The 13,067-nt window shown below is 73.2% G+C and carries 15 protein-coding genes and 1 pseudogene; 9 read left to right on the top strand and 7 right to left on the bottom strand.

Annotation, left to right across the window (positions count from 1 at the left end; all coding sequences use genetic code 11):
• Positions 1–17: 17 nt before the first annotated feature.
• The 3 genes from ACZ63H_RS25605 to ACZ63H_RS25595 all read right to left on the bottom strand — a co-directional run bounded on the left by ACZ63H_RS25605 (position 18) and on the right by ACZ63H_RS25595 (position 2,058).
• Entirely contained in the window at positions 18–863 is an 846-nt protein-coding gene (locus ACZ63H_RS25605; RefSeq protein ID WP_469868762.1) for a sulfurtransferase, read from the bottom strand.
• A gap of 125 nt (positions 864–988) precedes the next feature.
• Positions 989–1,096, bottom strand: a complete 108-nt coding sequence (locus ACZ63H_RS25600) for an Ms5788A family Cys-rich leader peptide (RefSeq protein WP_351326910.1) — start codon at positions 1,094–1,096, stop codon at positions 989–991.
• A 224-nt stretch (positions 1,097–1,320) separates the two neighbouring features.
• A complete protein-coding gene (locus ACZ63H_RS25595) occupies positions 1,321–2,058 on the bottom strand; it encodes an LmeA family phospholipid-binding protein (RefSeq protein WP_469868853.1) in 738 nt (245 codons plus the stop codon).
• Positions 2,059–2,155: 97 nt separating this feature from the next.
• Here ACZ63H_RS25595 and ACZ63H_RS25590 point away from each other — a divergent pair, with 97 nt between their 5' ends.
• The gene (locus ACZ63H_RS25590; RefSeq protein ID WP_358687942.1) at positions 2,156–2,458 is read left to right on the top strand and encodes a DUF3099 domain-containing protein; all 303 of its coding nucleotides are present in this window, start codon (positions 2,156–2,158) and stop codon (positions 2,456–2,458) included.
• Positions 2,459–2,473: 15 nt separating this feature from the next.
• On the opposite strand, the gene ACZ63H_RS25585 is transcribed toward ACZ63H_RS25590, so the two are convergent.
• A complete protein-coding gene (locus ACZ63H_RS25585; protein WP_469868760.1) occupies positions 2,474–2,836 on the bottom strand; it encodes a DsrE family protein in 363 nt (120 codons plus the stop codon).
• 293 nt (positions 2,837–3,129) lie between these two features.
• Here ACZ63H_RS25585 and ACZ63H_RS25580 point away from each other — a divergent pair, with 293 nt between their 5' ends.
• From ACZ63H_RS25580 to ygfZ, 3 genes are read left to right on the top strand one after another with little or no spacing between them, the layout of a single operon-like run.
• Positions 3,130–3,705, top strand: coding sequence for a heme-binding beta-barrel domain-containing protein (locus ACZ63H_RS25580; protein ID WP_467935106.1), 576 nt, complete (start codon positions 3,130–3,132; stop codon positions 3,703–3,705).
• Between the two features lie 16 nt (positions 3,706–3,721).
• Complete coding sequence (locus tag ACZ63H_RS25575; RefSeq protein WP_469868758.1) at positions 3,722–4,159, top strand: Fur family transcriptional regulator; 438 nt, start codon at positions 3,722–3,724, stop codon at positions 4,157–4,159.
• 9 nt (positions 4,160–4,168) lie between these two features.
• Positions 4,169–5,134, top strand: coding sequence for a CAF17-like 4Fe-4S cluster assembly/insertion protein YgfZ (ygfZ, locus tag ACZ63H_RS25570; protein ID WP_469868756.1), 966 nt, complete (start codon positions 4,169–4,171; stop codon positions 5,132–5,134).
• Between the two features lie 72 nt (positions 5,135–5,206).
• Here ygfZ and dtd read toward each other — a convergent pair whose 3' ends face one another.
• Entirely contained in the window at positions 5,207–5,632 is a 426-nt protein-coding gene (gene dtd / locus ACZ63H_RS25565; RefSeq protein ID WP_469868754.1) for a D-aminoacyl-tRNA deacylase, read from the bottom strand.
• Between the two features lie 171 nt (positions 5,633–5,803).
• Between dtd and ACZ63H_RS25560 the strand changes: the two genes are divergently transcribed.
• Both ACZ63H_RS25560 and ACZ63H_RS25555 read left to right on the top strand, forming a co-directional pair.
• Entirely contained in the window at positions 5,804–6,394 is a 591-nt protein-coding gene (locus ACZ63H_RS25560; RefSeq protein WP_469868752.1) for an RsiG family protein, read from the top strand.
• A 28-nt stretch (positions 6,395–6,422) separates the two neighbouring features.
• Positions 6,423–6,907, top strand: a pseudogene (locus tag ACZ63H_RS25555) (TetR family transcriptional regulator); the annotation flags it as partial.
• Positions 6,908–7,084: 177 nt separating this feature from the next.
• Here the strand turns inward: ACZ63H_RS25555 and ACZ63H_RS25550 are convergent.
• A complete protein-coding gene (locus tag ACZ63H_RS25550) occupies positions 7,085–9,475 on the bottom strand; it encodes an ATP-binding cassette domain-containing protein (RefSeq protein ID WP_469868750.1) in 2,391 nt (796 codons plus the stop codon).
• A gap of 133 nt (positions 9,476–9,608) precedes the next feature.
• On the opposite strand from ACZ63H_RS25550, the gene ACZ63H_RS25545 reads away from it, so the two are divergent.
• A complete protein-coding gene (locus ACZ63H_RS25545; protein ID WP_469868748.1) occupies positions 9,609–10,469 on the top strand; it encodes a GNAT family N-acetyltransferase in 861 nt (286 codons plus the stop codon).
• Positions 10,470–10,539: 70 nt separating this feature from the next.
• Here ACZ63H_RS25545 and ACZ63H_RS25540 read toward each other — a convergent pair whose 3' ends face one another.
• The gene (locus tag ACZ63H_RS25540) at positions 10,540–11,643 is read right to left on the bottom strand and encodes an ABC transporter substrate-binding protein (RefSeq protein ID WP_469868746.1); all 1,104 of its coding nucleotides are present in this window, start codon (positions 11,641–11,643) and stop codon (positions 10,540–10,542) included.
• Positions 11,644–11,835: 192 nt separating this feature from the next.
• Here ACZ63H_RS25540 and ACZ63H_RS25535 point away from each other — a divergent pair, with 192 nt between their 5' ends.
• The gene (locus ACZ63H_RS25535) at positions 11,836–12,324 is read left to right on the top strand and encodes a helix-turn-helix domain-containing protein (RefSeq protein WP_469868744.1); all 489 of its coding nucleotides are present in this window, start codon (positions 11,836–11,838) and stop codon (positions 12,322–12,324) included.
• Positions 12,325–12,404: 80 nt separating this feature from the next.
• Complete coding sequence (locus tag ACZ63H_RS25530; RefSeq protein ID WP_469868742.1) at positions 12,405–13,061, top strand: hypothetical protein; 657 nt, start codon at positions 12,405–12,407, stop codon at positions 13,059–13,061.
• The last annotated feature ends 6 nt before the right edge of the window (positions 13,062–13,067 follow it).

Raw genomic sequence — 13,067 nt, 5'->3', positions numbered from 1 at the left:
GTTTGAGGGGGGCGGACTTACTTGTTGGCGCCGAGCTCGATCGGCACGCCGACCAGGGAGCCGTACTCGGTCCAGGAACCGTCGTAGTTCTTGACGTTCTCCACGCCCAGCAGCTCGTGCAGCACGAACCAGGTCAGGGCCGAGCGCTCACCGATGCGGCAGTAGGCGATCGTGTCCTTGGCGAGGTCGACGTTCTCCTCGGTGTAGAGGGCCTTCAGCTCCTCGTCCGACTTGAAGGTGCCGTCGTCGTTGGCGTTCTTCGACCACGGGATGTTCCGCGCGCTCGGCACGTGGCCCGGACGCTGCGACTGCTCCTGCGGCAGGTGGGCCGGGGCGAGCAGCTTGCCGGAGAACTCGTCGGGCGAGCGCACGTCGACCAGGTTCTGCGCGCCGATGGCCGCCACGACGTCGTCGCGGAAGGCACGGATCGAGGTGTCCTGCGGCTTGGCCCGGTACGAGGTCTTCGGGCGCTCCGGCACCTCGTCGCCGGCCACCAGCTCGCGGGCGTCCAGCTCCCACTTCTTGCGGCCGCCGTCGAGGAGCTTGACGTTCTCGTGGCCGTAGAGCTTGAAGTACCAGTAGGCGTAGGACGCGAACCAGTTGTTGTTGCCGCCGTAGAGGACCACCGTGTGGTCGTTGGCGATGCCCTTCTCCGACAGGAGCTTCTCGAAGCCCTCCTGGTCGACGAAGTCACGGCGGACCGGGTCCTGGAGGTCCTTGGTCCAGTCGATGCGGATCGCGTTCTTGATGTGGTTCTTCTCGTAGGCGGACGTGTCCTCGTCCACTTCCACGATGGCGATGGTCGGGTCGTCCAGGTGCTCCTGGAGCCAGTCGGCGTCGACCAGGACGTCGCTGCGGCTCATGCTCTTCTCCTCCGGGGCAGTCGCGGCGGGGCGTGCGTATAGAGAGGGGTGCGCTCGGTGCCCGAGCGGCACACGGATGCCCTTCGGCAGGGCGGATGAGGGACGCGGGAGCCGGGGGCTTCCGCTCAGAAGGGACGACAGAGCATGGCGGCCACGCGGCACAGGTCCACTGCCCGCCGCTTGGTGAGATCCGCTTGTCCCCGCGGCCGGAGGACGCTCGTCGAGTACCGCATGGGGCCGATCGTAGGGAGGACGGGGCGGGCGTGTCACCGCCGTGTCACATGGCGAGACGCGATCGTCCGCATGGCGGTACGACACGAGCGCCCGGCCGACCCCGGGGGGTCCGCCGGACGCTCGTGCGCACGGGTGCGGCTACGGTGCGGACACGACCGTCTCGCCAGTCGGACGCCCGCTGTCCGTCCCGGGACGCCCGCTGTCCGTCCCGGGTTCCGGGCGCCTACCCCGCCAGCCGGACGTCCGAACCCTTCACGCTGATCTCGACGCCCTCCGGCGCCGCCTGCACCTTGTCCAGCTTGATCCCGCCGGGCAGCTGGTCGATGGCCTGCTGGAAGTCGGTGATCGTGCGGATGCGGTCCTCGGCGATCGCGGCGCCGGCCAGGCTGGGCAGCGAGTCCGCGTGCACCTCGACCTTTCCGTCCACCACGCCCACCGAGCTGAGCACGGACACCGTCTGCTTGATCCCGAGGGCCGGCGCGGACAGCTCCACGGCCACCTTGATCTTGCCGTTGCCGCCGTCGGAGAGCCCGGTGACCCGGGCGCTGGCCCCCGGCGCCACCTGGGTCGGCTCCGACTTGGCGGTCTTCAGCAGCTCGGCGTACGAGACCGTCCCGGTGCCGGTCGCGGTGGCCGCGGTGGCGGAGCTGTAGTCACCGGAGAACTCCACGCCCTTCATGTGGGCCTTCAGGTCCTCGACCCGGATCGTCTGGCCGGCCTTGCCGGTGGCCGCGTCGTACTCGTCGATCCCGACCTCGACGTCGTCCAGGGAACCGCCCGCGAGCTGGGTGAGGAACGGGAAGCCCTTGATGTCCACGTCCGGGGTGGCGGTCAGCTGCTCGTTCGCCTTCAGCTTGTCCGCGGCCTCGCCCTCGGCGAAGTGCACGGCGACCCGGTCCGCGACCACGAACAGCGCGCCCAGGATCACGACGACGATCAGCAGTATGCGCAGGCCTCGCATGGGTTCCCCCGGGTCGGTGGTGGTGGCGGTGGTGACGGGCGTCAGGTACGGATACGCCACGGTAACCCCGCGGGGCCCCGCGGCCGGAAACTTGTGGATCAGTTGTGACAGGGCCCGGCGGCCCTACTCTGGAGCTATGTACGCCCGGCGACGGCATCTCTACTTCGCCATGATGGGGACCTGTATCGGCCTCTTCGTCCTGGCCTGGGGGGTCGTACGCATCTGGTCGGTGCCCGCGGCCGTGGGCCTGTGCGTGGTGGCCATGGTCATCCCGCCGGTCGCCGCGATGGTCGCCAACCGGCGCGGCCCGGAGGACCGCTGGTGGGACGATCCCTCGGGCGACCCGGAGTCGGACGAGTGGTGGGACGAGCTGGACGGCAAGAAGCGCCCCCGTCCCTGAGGGCGGCCCGGCGCGTCAGTAGACGAGCGCCTGGGTGTCGTCGCCGAGGGCCTCCTGCACGAACACCTGCGCGCCCGCGATCCGTACGCCCTCGATGACGTCCTTCTCGGTGATCTCCCGGCGGGCGGCGCACTGCGTGCACAGCGTGACCCGCCCGGCCGCGAGGATCGACTCGATCAGGTCGGGCAGCGGCGCGGCGTGCGACAGCTCGAACTCGGCCGCCCGCCCCGGCAGCGCGAACCACGAGGACTCCCCGGTCAGCCACAGCGAGACGTCGACCCCGCTGGCCACGGCCACGGCGGCGACCGTGAACGCCTGCGAGCACCGCTCGGGAGCGTCCGCCCCGGCCGTCACCTTGATAACGAGCTTCTTGGTCATGCCGGAAGCGTAGTCGCGGGGCGATCGCCACGACCGGCGTGGCGAGCCGGGGCAGGCGGAGCGCGCCGCTCGTGACCTGCTACCGCGCACCTCGCAAAGAGGGCCGGGGCCCGGCCGCGTAAGCTGGGCCCCGGCTCTGTCGTATGCCCACCCTCGCTCAAGGAGCACCCGTGGAGATCTTCTTCGAAACCCTGCTGGTCCTGGTCTGCGTCGGCGTGCTCGCCTTCGCCGGTCTGACCGTGAAGAAGCTGTACCAGGGCCAGCGCTGACCCCCCTCTAGGAAAGCCTCCGTCATGATCGAGATCCCGTCCGACCTGCACAAGGACCTTGTCCCGCTCGCCTTCCTGCTCGGCAACTGGGCCGGTGCGGGCGTGCACGACTTCCCCGGCTCTGAGAAGTGCAACTTCGGGCAGGAGGTCAGCTTCACCCACGACGGCCGGGACTTCCTGGAGTACCGCTCCCACACCTGGGTGCTGGACAAGGACGGCAACAAGGTCCGCCCGCTGGAGTCGGAGTACGGCTTCTGGCGGATCGACGCCGACCGCAAGGTCGAGGTCACGATGACCCGCGACGACGGCGTCATCGAGATCTGGTACGGCGAGATGGCCGACAAGAAGCCGCAGATCGACCTGGTGACGGACGCCGTCGCCCGCACCCCCGGCTCCCCCGCCTACAGCGGCGGCAAGCGGCTGTACGGCTACGTGAAGAGCGACCTGATGTGGGTGGGCGAGAAGCAGACCCCCGAGGTCGCGCTGCGCCCCTACATGTCGGCCCAGCTCAAGAAGGTCGTCACCCCCGAGGACGTCGAGCGCTGGGCCAAGGCCCTCCCCGACGACATGCCGGACGACGGCATCGCTTTCTTCAAGTAGTCCTAGACTCGTCGGTGTGGTGAGCACCGACTGGAAGAGCGACCTCAGGCAGCGCGGTTACCGGCTGACGCCGCAGCGGCAGCTTGTCCTCGAAGCCGTCGACACCCTTGAGCACGCGACCCCCGACGACATCCTCGTGGAAGTGAGGAAGACGGCGTCGGGGGTCAACATTTCCACCGTCTACCGGACGCTGGAGCTGCTGGAGGAGCTGGGTCTCGTCAGCCACGCCCACCTCGGGCACGGCGCGCCCACCTACCACCTCGCCGACCGGCACCACCACCTGCACCTGGTGTGCCGGGACTGCGAGGACGTCATCGAGGCGGACGTGGGGGTGGCCGCCGAGTTCACGGCCAAGCTGCGGCAGCAGTTCGGGTTCGACACCGACATGAAGCACTTCGCGATCTTCGGCCGGTGCCAGGACTGTGCCCCGAAGGGTTCCGGTACCACGTCGTAGGCTTGCGTCATGAAGAGCCCCCTGCTGTCCCTGCCCGGCGCCGTCCCCGCCGAGGGTGTGGACGAAGGTGTCGCCGCCCACTACGGCGACCTGTTCCGCGAGCAGCGCGCCCTCGCCGACGGCACCGGTTTCGTCGACCTGTCCCATCGCGGGGTCGTCACCGTCAGCGGTGACGACCGGCTGAGCTGGCTGCACCTGCTGCTCACCCAGCACGTCAGCGACCTGCCCGCGGGCGAGGCCACCGAGGCCCTGATCCTCTCCGCGCACGGGCACATCGAACACGCGCTGTATCTGGTGGACGACGGGACGACCGTCTGGGCGCACGTCGAGCCCGGCACCCAGGACGCGCTGATCGCGTACCTGGAGTCGATGAAGTTCTTCTACCGGGTGGAGGTCGCCGACCGCACCGCCGACATCGCCGTGGTCCACCTGCCCGCCGGGTCCATCGCCGGCGTGCCGGACGGGGCCGTCGTGCGCGAGACGGCGTACGGCCGCGATCTGTTCCTGCCGCGCGAGCGGCTGGAGTCGTTCGCCGCGTCGCACGGTCCCGCCGCGGGGCTGCTCGCCTACGAGGCGCTGCGGGTCGAACAGCACCGGCCCCGGCTCGGGTTCGAGACCGACCACCGGACCATTCCGCACGAGCTGGGCTGGATCGGCACGGCCGTGCACCTCCAGAAGGGCTGCTACCGCGGGCAGGAGACGGTCGCCCGGGTGCAGAACCTGGGCAAGCCGCCGCGCCGGCTGGTCTTCCTGCACCTGGACGGCAGCGAGGTGCACCTGCCGGTGCCGGGGACCGGGATCCGGGTCGCCGAGGAGGGGCCGGAGGGCCGCAAGGTCGGCTTCGTGACGACGTCCGTACGCCACCACGAATTGGGCCCGGTGGCGCTGGCGCTGGTGAAGCGGAACGTACCGGCCGACGCGCGGCTGCTGGCCGGGGAGACGGCGGCGGCCCAGGAGGTCGTGGTCGAGCCGTAGCCGTGCGGCCGACGGGCGCGGGGCCGCCGGACGCGGCCCCGCGTCGCCTCCGGGCGTCGCCCCCGGCGGCGCTCACATCTCCAGCAGCACCGTGAACGGACCGTCGTTCGTCAGGTTCACTCGCATCCGGGCGCCGAAGCGGCCCGTCGCCACCGTGGCGCCCAGGGCGCGAAGTTGCGCCACGACCTCGTCGACCAGGGGCTCGGCGACGTCGCCGGGGGCGGCCGCGTTCCAGGTCGGGTGGCGGCCCTTGCGGGCGTCGCCGTAGAGGGTGAACTGGCTGATCACCAGCAGCGGCGCCCCGGTGTCACCGCACGACCGCTCGCCGTGCAGCATCCGGATCGTCCACAGCTTGCGCGCCAGCTGGGCCGCCTTCTCCTTGGTGTCCTCGTGGGTCACCCCGACCAGGACGCACAGCCCCTCGCCCTCGATCGCGCCGACCGTCTCGCCGTCCACGACGACGCTCGCGCCGTCCACCCTCTGCACCACCGCACGCATGCCGACCATGATGCCCGGTGCCCCCCGCCCGCCCGCACAGGGCCCGGACGGGAGCCGGTATGGATCCGTTACCGCCCATCTGGGGCCGTTCGGGGGCTCTCGGTCACATAGCGGCCGGTTGGGGTGGCACGATGCTTCCCACACGCCGGTCGAGGGGACGGTCACAGGCAGATGAGCACACCGAGCACGAGCGGGCGGCCGGGGACGGCGGCGACGCACCGGCCGCCCGCGCAGCGCACCGACGGCCCCCCGGACCCCGTGCCCGACGAACCCGACCTGGCCCGGCTGAGCCTGCCCGAGCTGCGCACCCTGCGCCGCGACGCCCAGCGGGACGAGGCGGACCTCAGCTATGTGCGGCGGCTGCTCCAGGGCCGCATCGACATCCTGCGCGCCGAGCTGGGCCGGCGCGGCCGGGCGTCCGTGCCGGCGCCCGCCGACGGCTCCGTGGTCGACCGGCTCCCGGAGATCCTGCGCGACGCCCCGGCCCGGCAGCGCTCCTCGGCCCGCCACGTCACGCTCGGCACGCCGCACAACGAGGAGTACGGGCGGCTGGCCGCCGAGATGCTCGCCGAGGTGGAGCTGTCGGACCTGACGGCGCGGACCGACCCGGAGCTGACCGCCGCCATGGGCCGCCTGGTCCGTTACGAGCAGGAGGTCTCGCGCTGCCGGCAGCGGCTCCAGCGCACCGCGGACGACTGCAGCGGGGAGATCACCCGCCGGTACCGGGAGGGCGAGGCCCAGGTGGACGACCTGCTGACGTGAGCGGGCGCCGACCGGCCGCGTAGGCCCCGTGGGGGAGCCGGGCCCGCGCGAGCGCAAGAAGCGGCGGATGCACGAGGACGTGCCGGTCATCGCCGTACGGCTGTTCCCGGAGCGCGGCTTCGACGCGCTGTCCGTGGCGGAGGCCGCCGCCGCGGCCGGGATCTCCGAGCCGGCCCCTTCCGGTCCTTCCCGGCCGAGGAGGACCTGGTGCCGCACCGGATCACCGGCCACGAGACGGAGGCCCCGCGGCCGTCCGTCGGGGCGGCGGACCCGGTGGCCGCGCTGCGTCGGCACGTGCCGGCCGGGCTGGACCGGCGCGGCCCGGTGACCGGCCCGAACGACCGCCCCGGGGGTGCCGGCCTTCCACCGGCTGCTCCACGGCACCCGTCCTCGGTGGCGCGGGCATATGCCCACCAGGAGCGCGCCGAGGCGCCCGGCGGCGGCCCGGACGCGCGGCCGTCCGCCGGGGCGGCGGACCCGGTGGCCGCGCTGCGTCGGCGCGTGCCGGCCGGGCTGGACCGGCGCGGCCCGGTGACCGGCCTGCACGACCGCCCCGGGGTGCCGGCCTTCCGCCGGCTGTTCCACGGCACCCCGTCCTCGGTGGCGCGGGCATATGCCCACCAGGAGCGCGCCGAGGCGCCCGGCGGCGGCCCGGACGCTCGGCCGGCCGCCGGGGCGGCCCCGGGGGGCTCAGCCGCCGACGTACTCCGCCAGGTGCTCGCCCGTGACGGTCGAGCGGGCCGCGACCAGGTCGGCGGGGGTGCCCTCGAAGACGATCCGGCCGCCGTCGTGGCCGGCGCCCGGGCCGAGGTCGATGATCCAGTCCGCGTGCGCCATGACCGCCTGGTGGTGCTCGATGACGATCACCGACTTGCCCGCGTCGACCAGCCGGTCCAGCAGGCCGAGCAGTTGCTCCACATCGGCCAGGTGCAGCCCGGTGGTCGGCTCGTCCAGGACGTAGGTCCCGCCCTTCTCGGACATGTGCGTGGCCAGCTTCAGCCGCTGCCGCTCGCCGCCGGACAGCGTGGTCAGCGGCTGGCCGAGGGTGAGGTAGCCGAGGCCCACGTCGGCCAGGTTCCGCAGGATCCGGTGCGCGGCCGGGGTGCGGGCCTCGCCGGTGCCGAAGAACTCCTCGGCCTGCTCCACCGTCATCGCCAGCACCTCGCTGATGTCCCGGCCGCCGAGCCGGTACTCCAGCACGGAGGCGTCGAACCGCCGGCCCTCGCACTCCTCGCAGGTGGTGGCGACCCCGGCCATGATCGCCAGGTCGGTGTAGACGACCCCGGCACCGTTGCAGGCCGGGCAGGCGCCCTCCGAGTTCGCGCTGAACAGCGCCGGCTTGACCCCGTTGGCCTTGGCGAACGCCTTGCGGACCGGCTCCAGCAGGCCGGTGTACGTGGCCGGGTTGCTGCGCCGCGAACCGCGGATCGGGGTCTGGTCGACGAAGACCACGCCCGCACCGGCCGGTATCGACCCGCGCACCAGCGAACTCTTGCCCGAACCGGCCACCCCGGTGACGACGGTCAGCACCCCGAGCGGCACGTCGACGTCGACGTCCCTCAGGTTGTGGGCGGTGGCACCGCGGATCTCCAGCACACCGGACGGCTCGCGCACCGTCTTCTTCAGCGCGGCCCGGTCGTCCAGATGGCGGCCGGTGAGCGTGCGGGCGGCGCGCAGCCCGGCGACGGTGCCCTCGAAGCAGACGGTGCCGCCGGCCGTGCCGGCGCCCGGTCCGAGGTCCACCACGTGGTCGGCGATCGCGATGACCTCCGGCTTGTGCTCCACGACGAGCACCGTGTTGCCCTTGTCCCGCAGGCGCAGCAGCAGGTCGTTCATCCGCCGGATGTCGTGCGGGTGCAGACCGGCGGTCGGCTCGTCGAAGACGTAGGTGACGTCGGTCAGCGAGGAGCCGAGGTGGCGGATCATCTTCGTACGCTGTGCCTCGCCGCCCGAGAGGGTGCCCGCGGGCCGGTCCAGGGAGAGGTAGCCGAGCCCGATCTCCACGAACGAGTCCAGGGTCTCGCGCAGCGAGGCGAGCAGCGGCGCCACGGACGGCTCGTCCAGCTCCCGCACCCACGCGGCCAGGTCGCTGATCTGCATCGCGCAGGCGTCGGCGATGCTGATCCCCTTGATCTTCGAGGAGCGGGCGGCCTCGCCGAGCCGGGTGCCGTCGCAGCCGGGACAGGTGGTGAAGGTGACCGCGCGGTCCACGAACTCCCGGATGTGCGGCTGCATCGCCTCGCGGTCCTTGGCGAGCATGGACTTCTGGATGCGCGGGACCAGACCCTCGTACGTCATGTTGATGCCCGCGATCTTCATGCGGGTCGGCTCGCGGTACAGGAAGTCGTCCAGCTCCCGCTTGCCGAAGTCGCGGATCGGCTTGTCCGGGTCGTAGAGGCCGGACTCGGTGTAGAGGCGGTGGTTCCAGCCGCCGGGCTTGTAGCCGGGAATGGTGAGCGCGCCCTCGTTGAGGGACCTGCCGGCGTCGTAGAGCTGGGTCAGGTCGATGTCGGTGACCGTGCCGCGGCCCTCGCAGCGCGGGCACATGCCGCCGGTGATGCTGAACTCGCGGCGCTCCTTCACCGTCTTCCCGCCGCGTTCCAAGGTGACCGCGCCGGCCCCGCTGATCGAGGCGACGTTGAAGGAGAACGCCTTGGGCGAGCCGATGTGCGGGGTGCCGAGCCGGCTGAAGAGGATGCGCAGCATCGCGTTGGCGTCGGTGGCGGTGCCGACCGTGGAGCGCGGGTCGGCGCCCATCCGCTGCTGGTCCACGATGATCGCGGTGGTCAGCCCGTCGAGCACGTCCACGTCGGGCCGCGCCAGCGTGGGCATGAAGCCCTGCACGAACGCGCTGTACGTCTCGTTGATCAGCCGCTGCGACTCCGCGGCGATGGTGTCGAACACCAGGGAGCTCTTGCCCGACCCGGAGACGCCCGTGAACACCGTCAGCCGGCGCTTGGGGATCTCGACACTGACGTTCCTGAGGTTGTTCTCCCGCGCGCCGTGCACCCGGATCAGCTCGTGGCCGTCGGCGGCGTGCGGTGCCGCCACCGCGTCGTCCGTCCTCGTGGTCATGCTCATCGTCTCTCCCGTCCGTGAAGCCCCCGCCACGCTAGCGGCGCGACCCGCCCGGCCGCTTCTCCATTCCTGACGGAAGGGCCGCTCCCCCGCCCGGCCGGGGTTTGCGGCGCGGCTCGCGGCGGAAGGTTCCGGCATGCACCCGGACGGCTGGCGGCTCACCGAAGACATCCACGACTTCCTCGGCACGGCCGGGCGCTTCCTGCGCGCGCGGCCGGATCTGCACACCATGGCCCTGACCCTGACCGAGACACTGCGCACCCGGGGCGCGGAGGCGTACGGCGGCCGGGCCCCGCTGCTGGGCTACCTGCTGGAGTCGGGCGAGGTCCGCGCCGCCTTCCACCGCAGGACGCCCGGCCTGCTGAGCCCCACCCCGCTCACCCCGGGGCAGGCCGGCGCCCTCGCCGCGCGGCTGGCCGGCTCCGGTCACGTCCTCGCCGGGGTCAGCGCCGAGCGGCACACCGCCGCCGCCTTCGCCGAGGCGTGGCGACGGGCGACGGGCGCCACGCCGGCCCTGCGCGCGCAGCGGGTGCGCCTGTACCGGCTCGGCACCCCGATCCCGCCCCGGCCGCCGTGCGAGGGCCGGGCGCGGGTGGCCGGCGTCCGCGACCACGGCCGGGTCGTGCGCTGGTGCCGCGCGTTCGCGGCGGACGTCGGGGAGGACTTCCCCGCGGACGACGCCGCCTGGCCCGGCACCCGCTTCGCCGCCAAGCGCTTCACGTTCTGGGAGACCCCGGACGGCACCCCCGTCTCCCTGGCGGGGGCGACGCCGATGACCGCCGGTCACGTCCGGGTGGACCCCGTCTACACCCCGTCCGGCCTGCGCGGACGCGGCTACGCGGGCGCGGTGACGGCGGCGGTGGGCCAGGCGGCGCTGACGGCGGGCGCGCGGGCCGTCGTCCTGTTCGCCGACCCGGCCAACCCCACGAGCACCGCGCTCTACCGGCGCATCGGATACGTCCCCGTCGCCGAGTTCACGGTGTACGACTTCTCGTGAGGGCGGCCGTACGCCGGTGCTCCGGGACGGTGTCGCGCCGCTGCCCCGGTCCGGTGCGCAGGACGGGCGCTCAGCCGGTGCGCAGGACCCGGAAGCGGGCGGGGTCCGCCGGGTCGCGGTCGGCGACCTGGACGGGCGGGCGGGCCCACTGCCGGACGCCGGTGCCCGGTACGCGGGAGAAGCGGATCGGGCCGCGGGTGCCGTCGACCGCGACGTGCGGCCAGGACGCGGCGACGCGCGCCCGGTCCGTGCCGTGGGCGCGCAGCACGTCGGCGAGGACGGCGATCGTGTCGTAGCCCTCGAAGGCGACGAAGGAGGGCGCTTCGGCCGACCGCCCGCGCAGGGCCGCCGCCACGCGGGTGCCGAGCGGGGTGAGGCGTTCGGGCAGGTAGCGCAGGAACGGCACCCCGGCGCCGTCGGCGCCCAGCAGCGCCGCCCACTCGGCGAACTCCGGCTGCCCGGCGGGGGCGCCGATCAGGACCCCGGCGAGGCGCGGGTCGCGGCGCACGGACCGGACGACCGGCACGGCCGGCTCCGGGTGGCCGACGAGAAGAAGGAGGGCCGTCGCGCCGTGGGCGGCGAGGGCGTCGCACAGGGCGGCGGGGCCGAGCGCGCTCATGTCGAGTTCCACGACGCTGCCGCCGTGCGGTGCGAGGTGGTCGCGCAGGATGCGGGTGCCGGCCGCCCAGTAGGCGCTCGGCTGGGTCGCCACGGCGATGCGGCCGTGACCCGCGCCGAGCAGGAAGTCGGCGTAGATCCGCCAGCTATGGGACTGCGCCGGGGCGATCCGCGCGACCCATTCCGTGGGCTGTTCGGTGAGCGCGTCGAGGACCGCGGACGAGCACAGGAAGGGCACGCCGAGGGTGTCGGCGCGGGCGGCGGCGGCCCGGGCGACGACGCTGTGGTACTCGCCCGCCACGGCGGCCACGCCCAGCCGGGCCAGTTCGTCCACGGCCGCCGCGGCCCGCAGGGGATCGGCCGCGGTGTCCCGGACCACCAGCTCCAGCGGCCGTCCGCCGACCCCGCCGGCGTCGTTGACGTCCCGCGCGCCCAGCTCCAGCCCGGCGAGCAACTGCCGCCCCGCCTCGACCCAGCCGGGCCGGGTCAGCGGCACGAGGACCCCGACCCGGACGGCCGCCCCGTCACTTCGCTCCGCCCCCGGCGACGTACTCATCCGCCGCCACCTCCGTCCCGTCCCGCCCCGGCGGCCCACCCGGCCGATCACGCGGGCCATTGCACCCACGCTCTTCGACGGCGGGCAACCGATTTACCCGGGGCCGGCCCGGCCACGGGCCCGGACCGGTCGCGACACACTCTTGCAAGCGGATGCTTGCAAAAGTTAGCGGAGGTGGGGCAAGGTGGAGGCATGGCATCGCTGAACGTCGGCAATCTCGGTGAGTACCTGCGCGAGCAACGGCGCACCGCCCAGCTCTCGCTCCGGCAGCTCGCCGACGCCGCCGGGGTGTCCAACCCGTACCTGAGCCAGATCGAGCGCGGGCTGCGCAAGCCCAGCGCGGAGGTGCTCCAGCAGGTCGCCAAGGCCCTGCGCATCTCCGCCGAGACGCTGTACGTCCGCGCCGGCATCCTCGACGCCGAGCGGGACCGCGACGAGGTCGAGACGCGCGCCGTCCTCCTCGCCGACCCCTCGCTCAACGAGCGCCAGAAGCAGGTGCTGCTCCAGATCTACGAGTCCTTCCGCAAGGAGAACGGATTCGGGACCGGCGAGCCCGAGCGGCCCGGGGCGGACGGGGACGGTCCCGTGGACCAGGGGGCCGGTGGCGGAAGCGGTACGGCCGGCGGAGGCGATGCCGCCGGAAGCGACACCGACGCAGGTCGGCGACGGACGGCCGGATAACGCCGGACCAGGGCTCGGACGCCCGCCGCGGACCTCGTCAACCCAGCCGAACGCGAATTCGATCCGGGAGGATCCCCACCATGGCCATCACCGACGACCTGCGCAAGACCCTCAGCGACCCGACCCCCCTCTACTTCGCCGCCGGCACCGCCGATCTGGCGCTCCAGCAGGCCAAGAAGGTGCCGGCCCTGGTCGAGCAGCTGCGCGCCGAGGCCCCGGCCCGCATCGACGCCGTACGCAACACCGACCCCAAGGCCGTGCAGGAGAAGGCCGCCGCCCGGGCCAAGGAGGCGCAGGAGACCCTGCAGACCAAGGTCGGCGAGCTGATCGGCGCCCTCGACGTGAAGAAGCTCGGCGAGACCGCCCAGGACCTCGCCCTGCGCGGCGTCGGCGTCGCCGCCGAGTACGCCGTCAAGGCCCGCGAGACCTACGAGAAGGTCGCCGAGCACGGCGAGCAGGCCGTGAAGACCTGGCGCGGCGAGGCCGCCGAGGAGATCGAGGACCTGGCGATCGCCGTCGAGGGCAAGCCCGAGCCGGCCGCGGCCAAGCCCGAGCCGGCCGCGGCCCGGCCCGAGCCCGTCGTGGTGAAGGACGAGCCCGTCGAGGCGAAGGGCGACGAGCCGAAGCCGGCCACCGCCGGGACCGCCGGGACCGCCGAGGAGAAGCCCGTCACGAAGAAGGCGCCGGCCGCCCGCAAGTCCACCACCCCCAAGAAGACCGCTCCGTCGGCCGACTGAGAACGG

The sequence above is a fragment of the Streptomyces sp. NPDC104831 genome (genome assembly GCF_055583025.1).
This window is presented reverse-complemented; position numbering and strand designations above follow the sequence as displayed.

Bases quoted from the DNA above. Each gene is read 5' to 3' on its own strand.
- ACZ63H_RS25550 (WP_469868750.1), bottom strand. From the start codon at position 9,475: ATGAGCATGACCACGAGGACGGACGACGCGGTGGCGGCACCGCACGCC.
- ACZ63H_RS25560 (WP_469868752.1), top strand. From the start codon at position 5,804: ATGAGCACACCGAGCACGAGCGGGCGGCCGGGGACGGCGGCGACGCAC.
- ygfZ (WP_469868756.1), top strand. From the start codon at position 4,169: ATGAAGAGCCCCCTGCTGTCCCTGCCCGGCGCCGTCCCCGCCGAGGGT.
- ACZ63H_RS25595 (WP_469868853.1), bottom strand. From the start codon at position 2,058: ATGCGAGGCCTGCGCATACTGCTGATCGTCGTCGTGATCCTGGGCGCG.
- ACZ63H_RS25545 (WP_469868748.1), top strand. From the start codon at position 9,609: ATGCACCCGGACGGCTGGCGGCTCACCGAAGACATCCACGACTTCCTC.
- ACZ63H_RS25535 (WP_469868744.1), top strand. From the start codon at position 11,836: ATGGCATCGCTGAACGTCGGCAATCTCGGTGAGTACCTGCGCGAGCAA.
- ACZ63H_RS25580 (WP_467935106.1), top strand. From the start codon at position 3,130: ATGATCGAGATCCCGTCCGACCTGCACAAGGACCTTGTCCCGCTCGCC.
- ACZ63H_RS25530 (WP_469868742.1), top strand. From the start codon at position 12,405: ATGGCCATCACCGACGACCTGCGCAAGACCCTCAGCGACCCGACCCCC.
- dtd (WP_469868754.1), bottom strand. From the start codon at position 5,632: ATGCGTGCGGTGGTGCAGAGGGTGGACGGCGCGAGCGTCGTCGTGGAC.
- ACZ63H_RS25540 (WP_469868746.1), bottom strand. From the start codon at position 11,643: ATGAGTACGTCGCCGGGGGCGGAGCGAAGTGACGGGGCGGCCGTCCGG.
- ACZ63H_RS25600 (WP_351326910.1), bottom strand. From the start codon at position 1,096: ATGCGGTACTCGACGAGCGTCCTCCGGCCGCGGGGACAAGCGGATCTC.
- ACZ63H_RS25605 (WP_469868762.1), bottom strand. From the start codon at position 863: ATGAGCCGCAGCGACGTCCTGGTCGACGCCGACTGGCTCCAGGAGCAC.
- ACZ63H_RS25585 (WP_469868760.1), bottom strand. From the start codon at position 2,836: ATGACCAAGAAGCTCGTTATCAAGGTGACGGCCGGGGCGGACGCTCCC.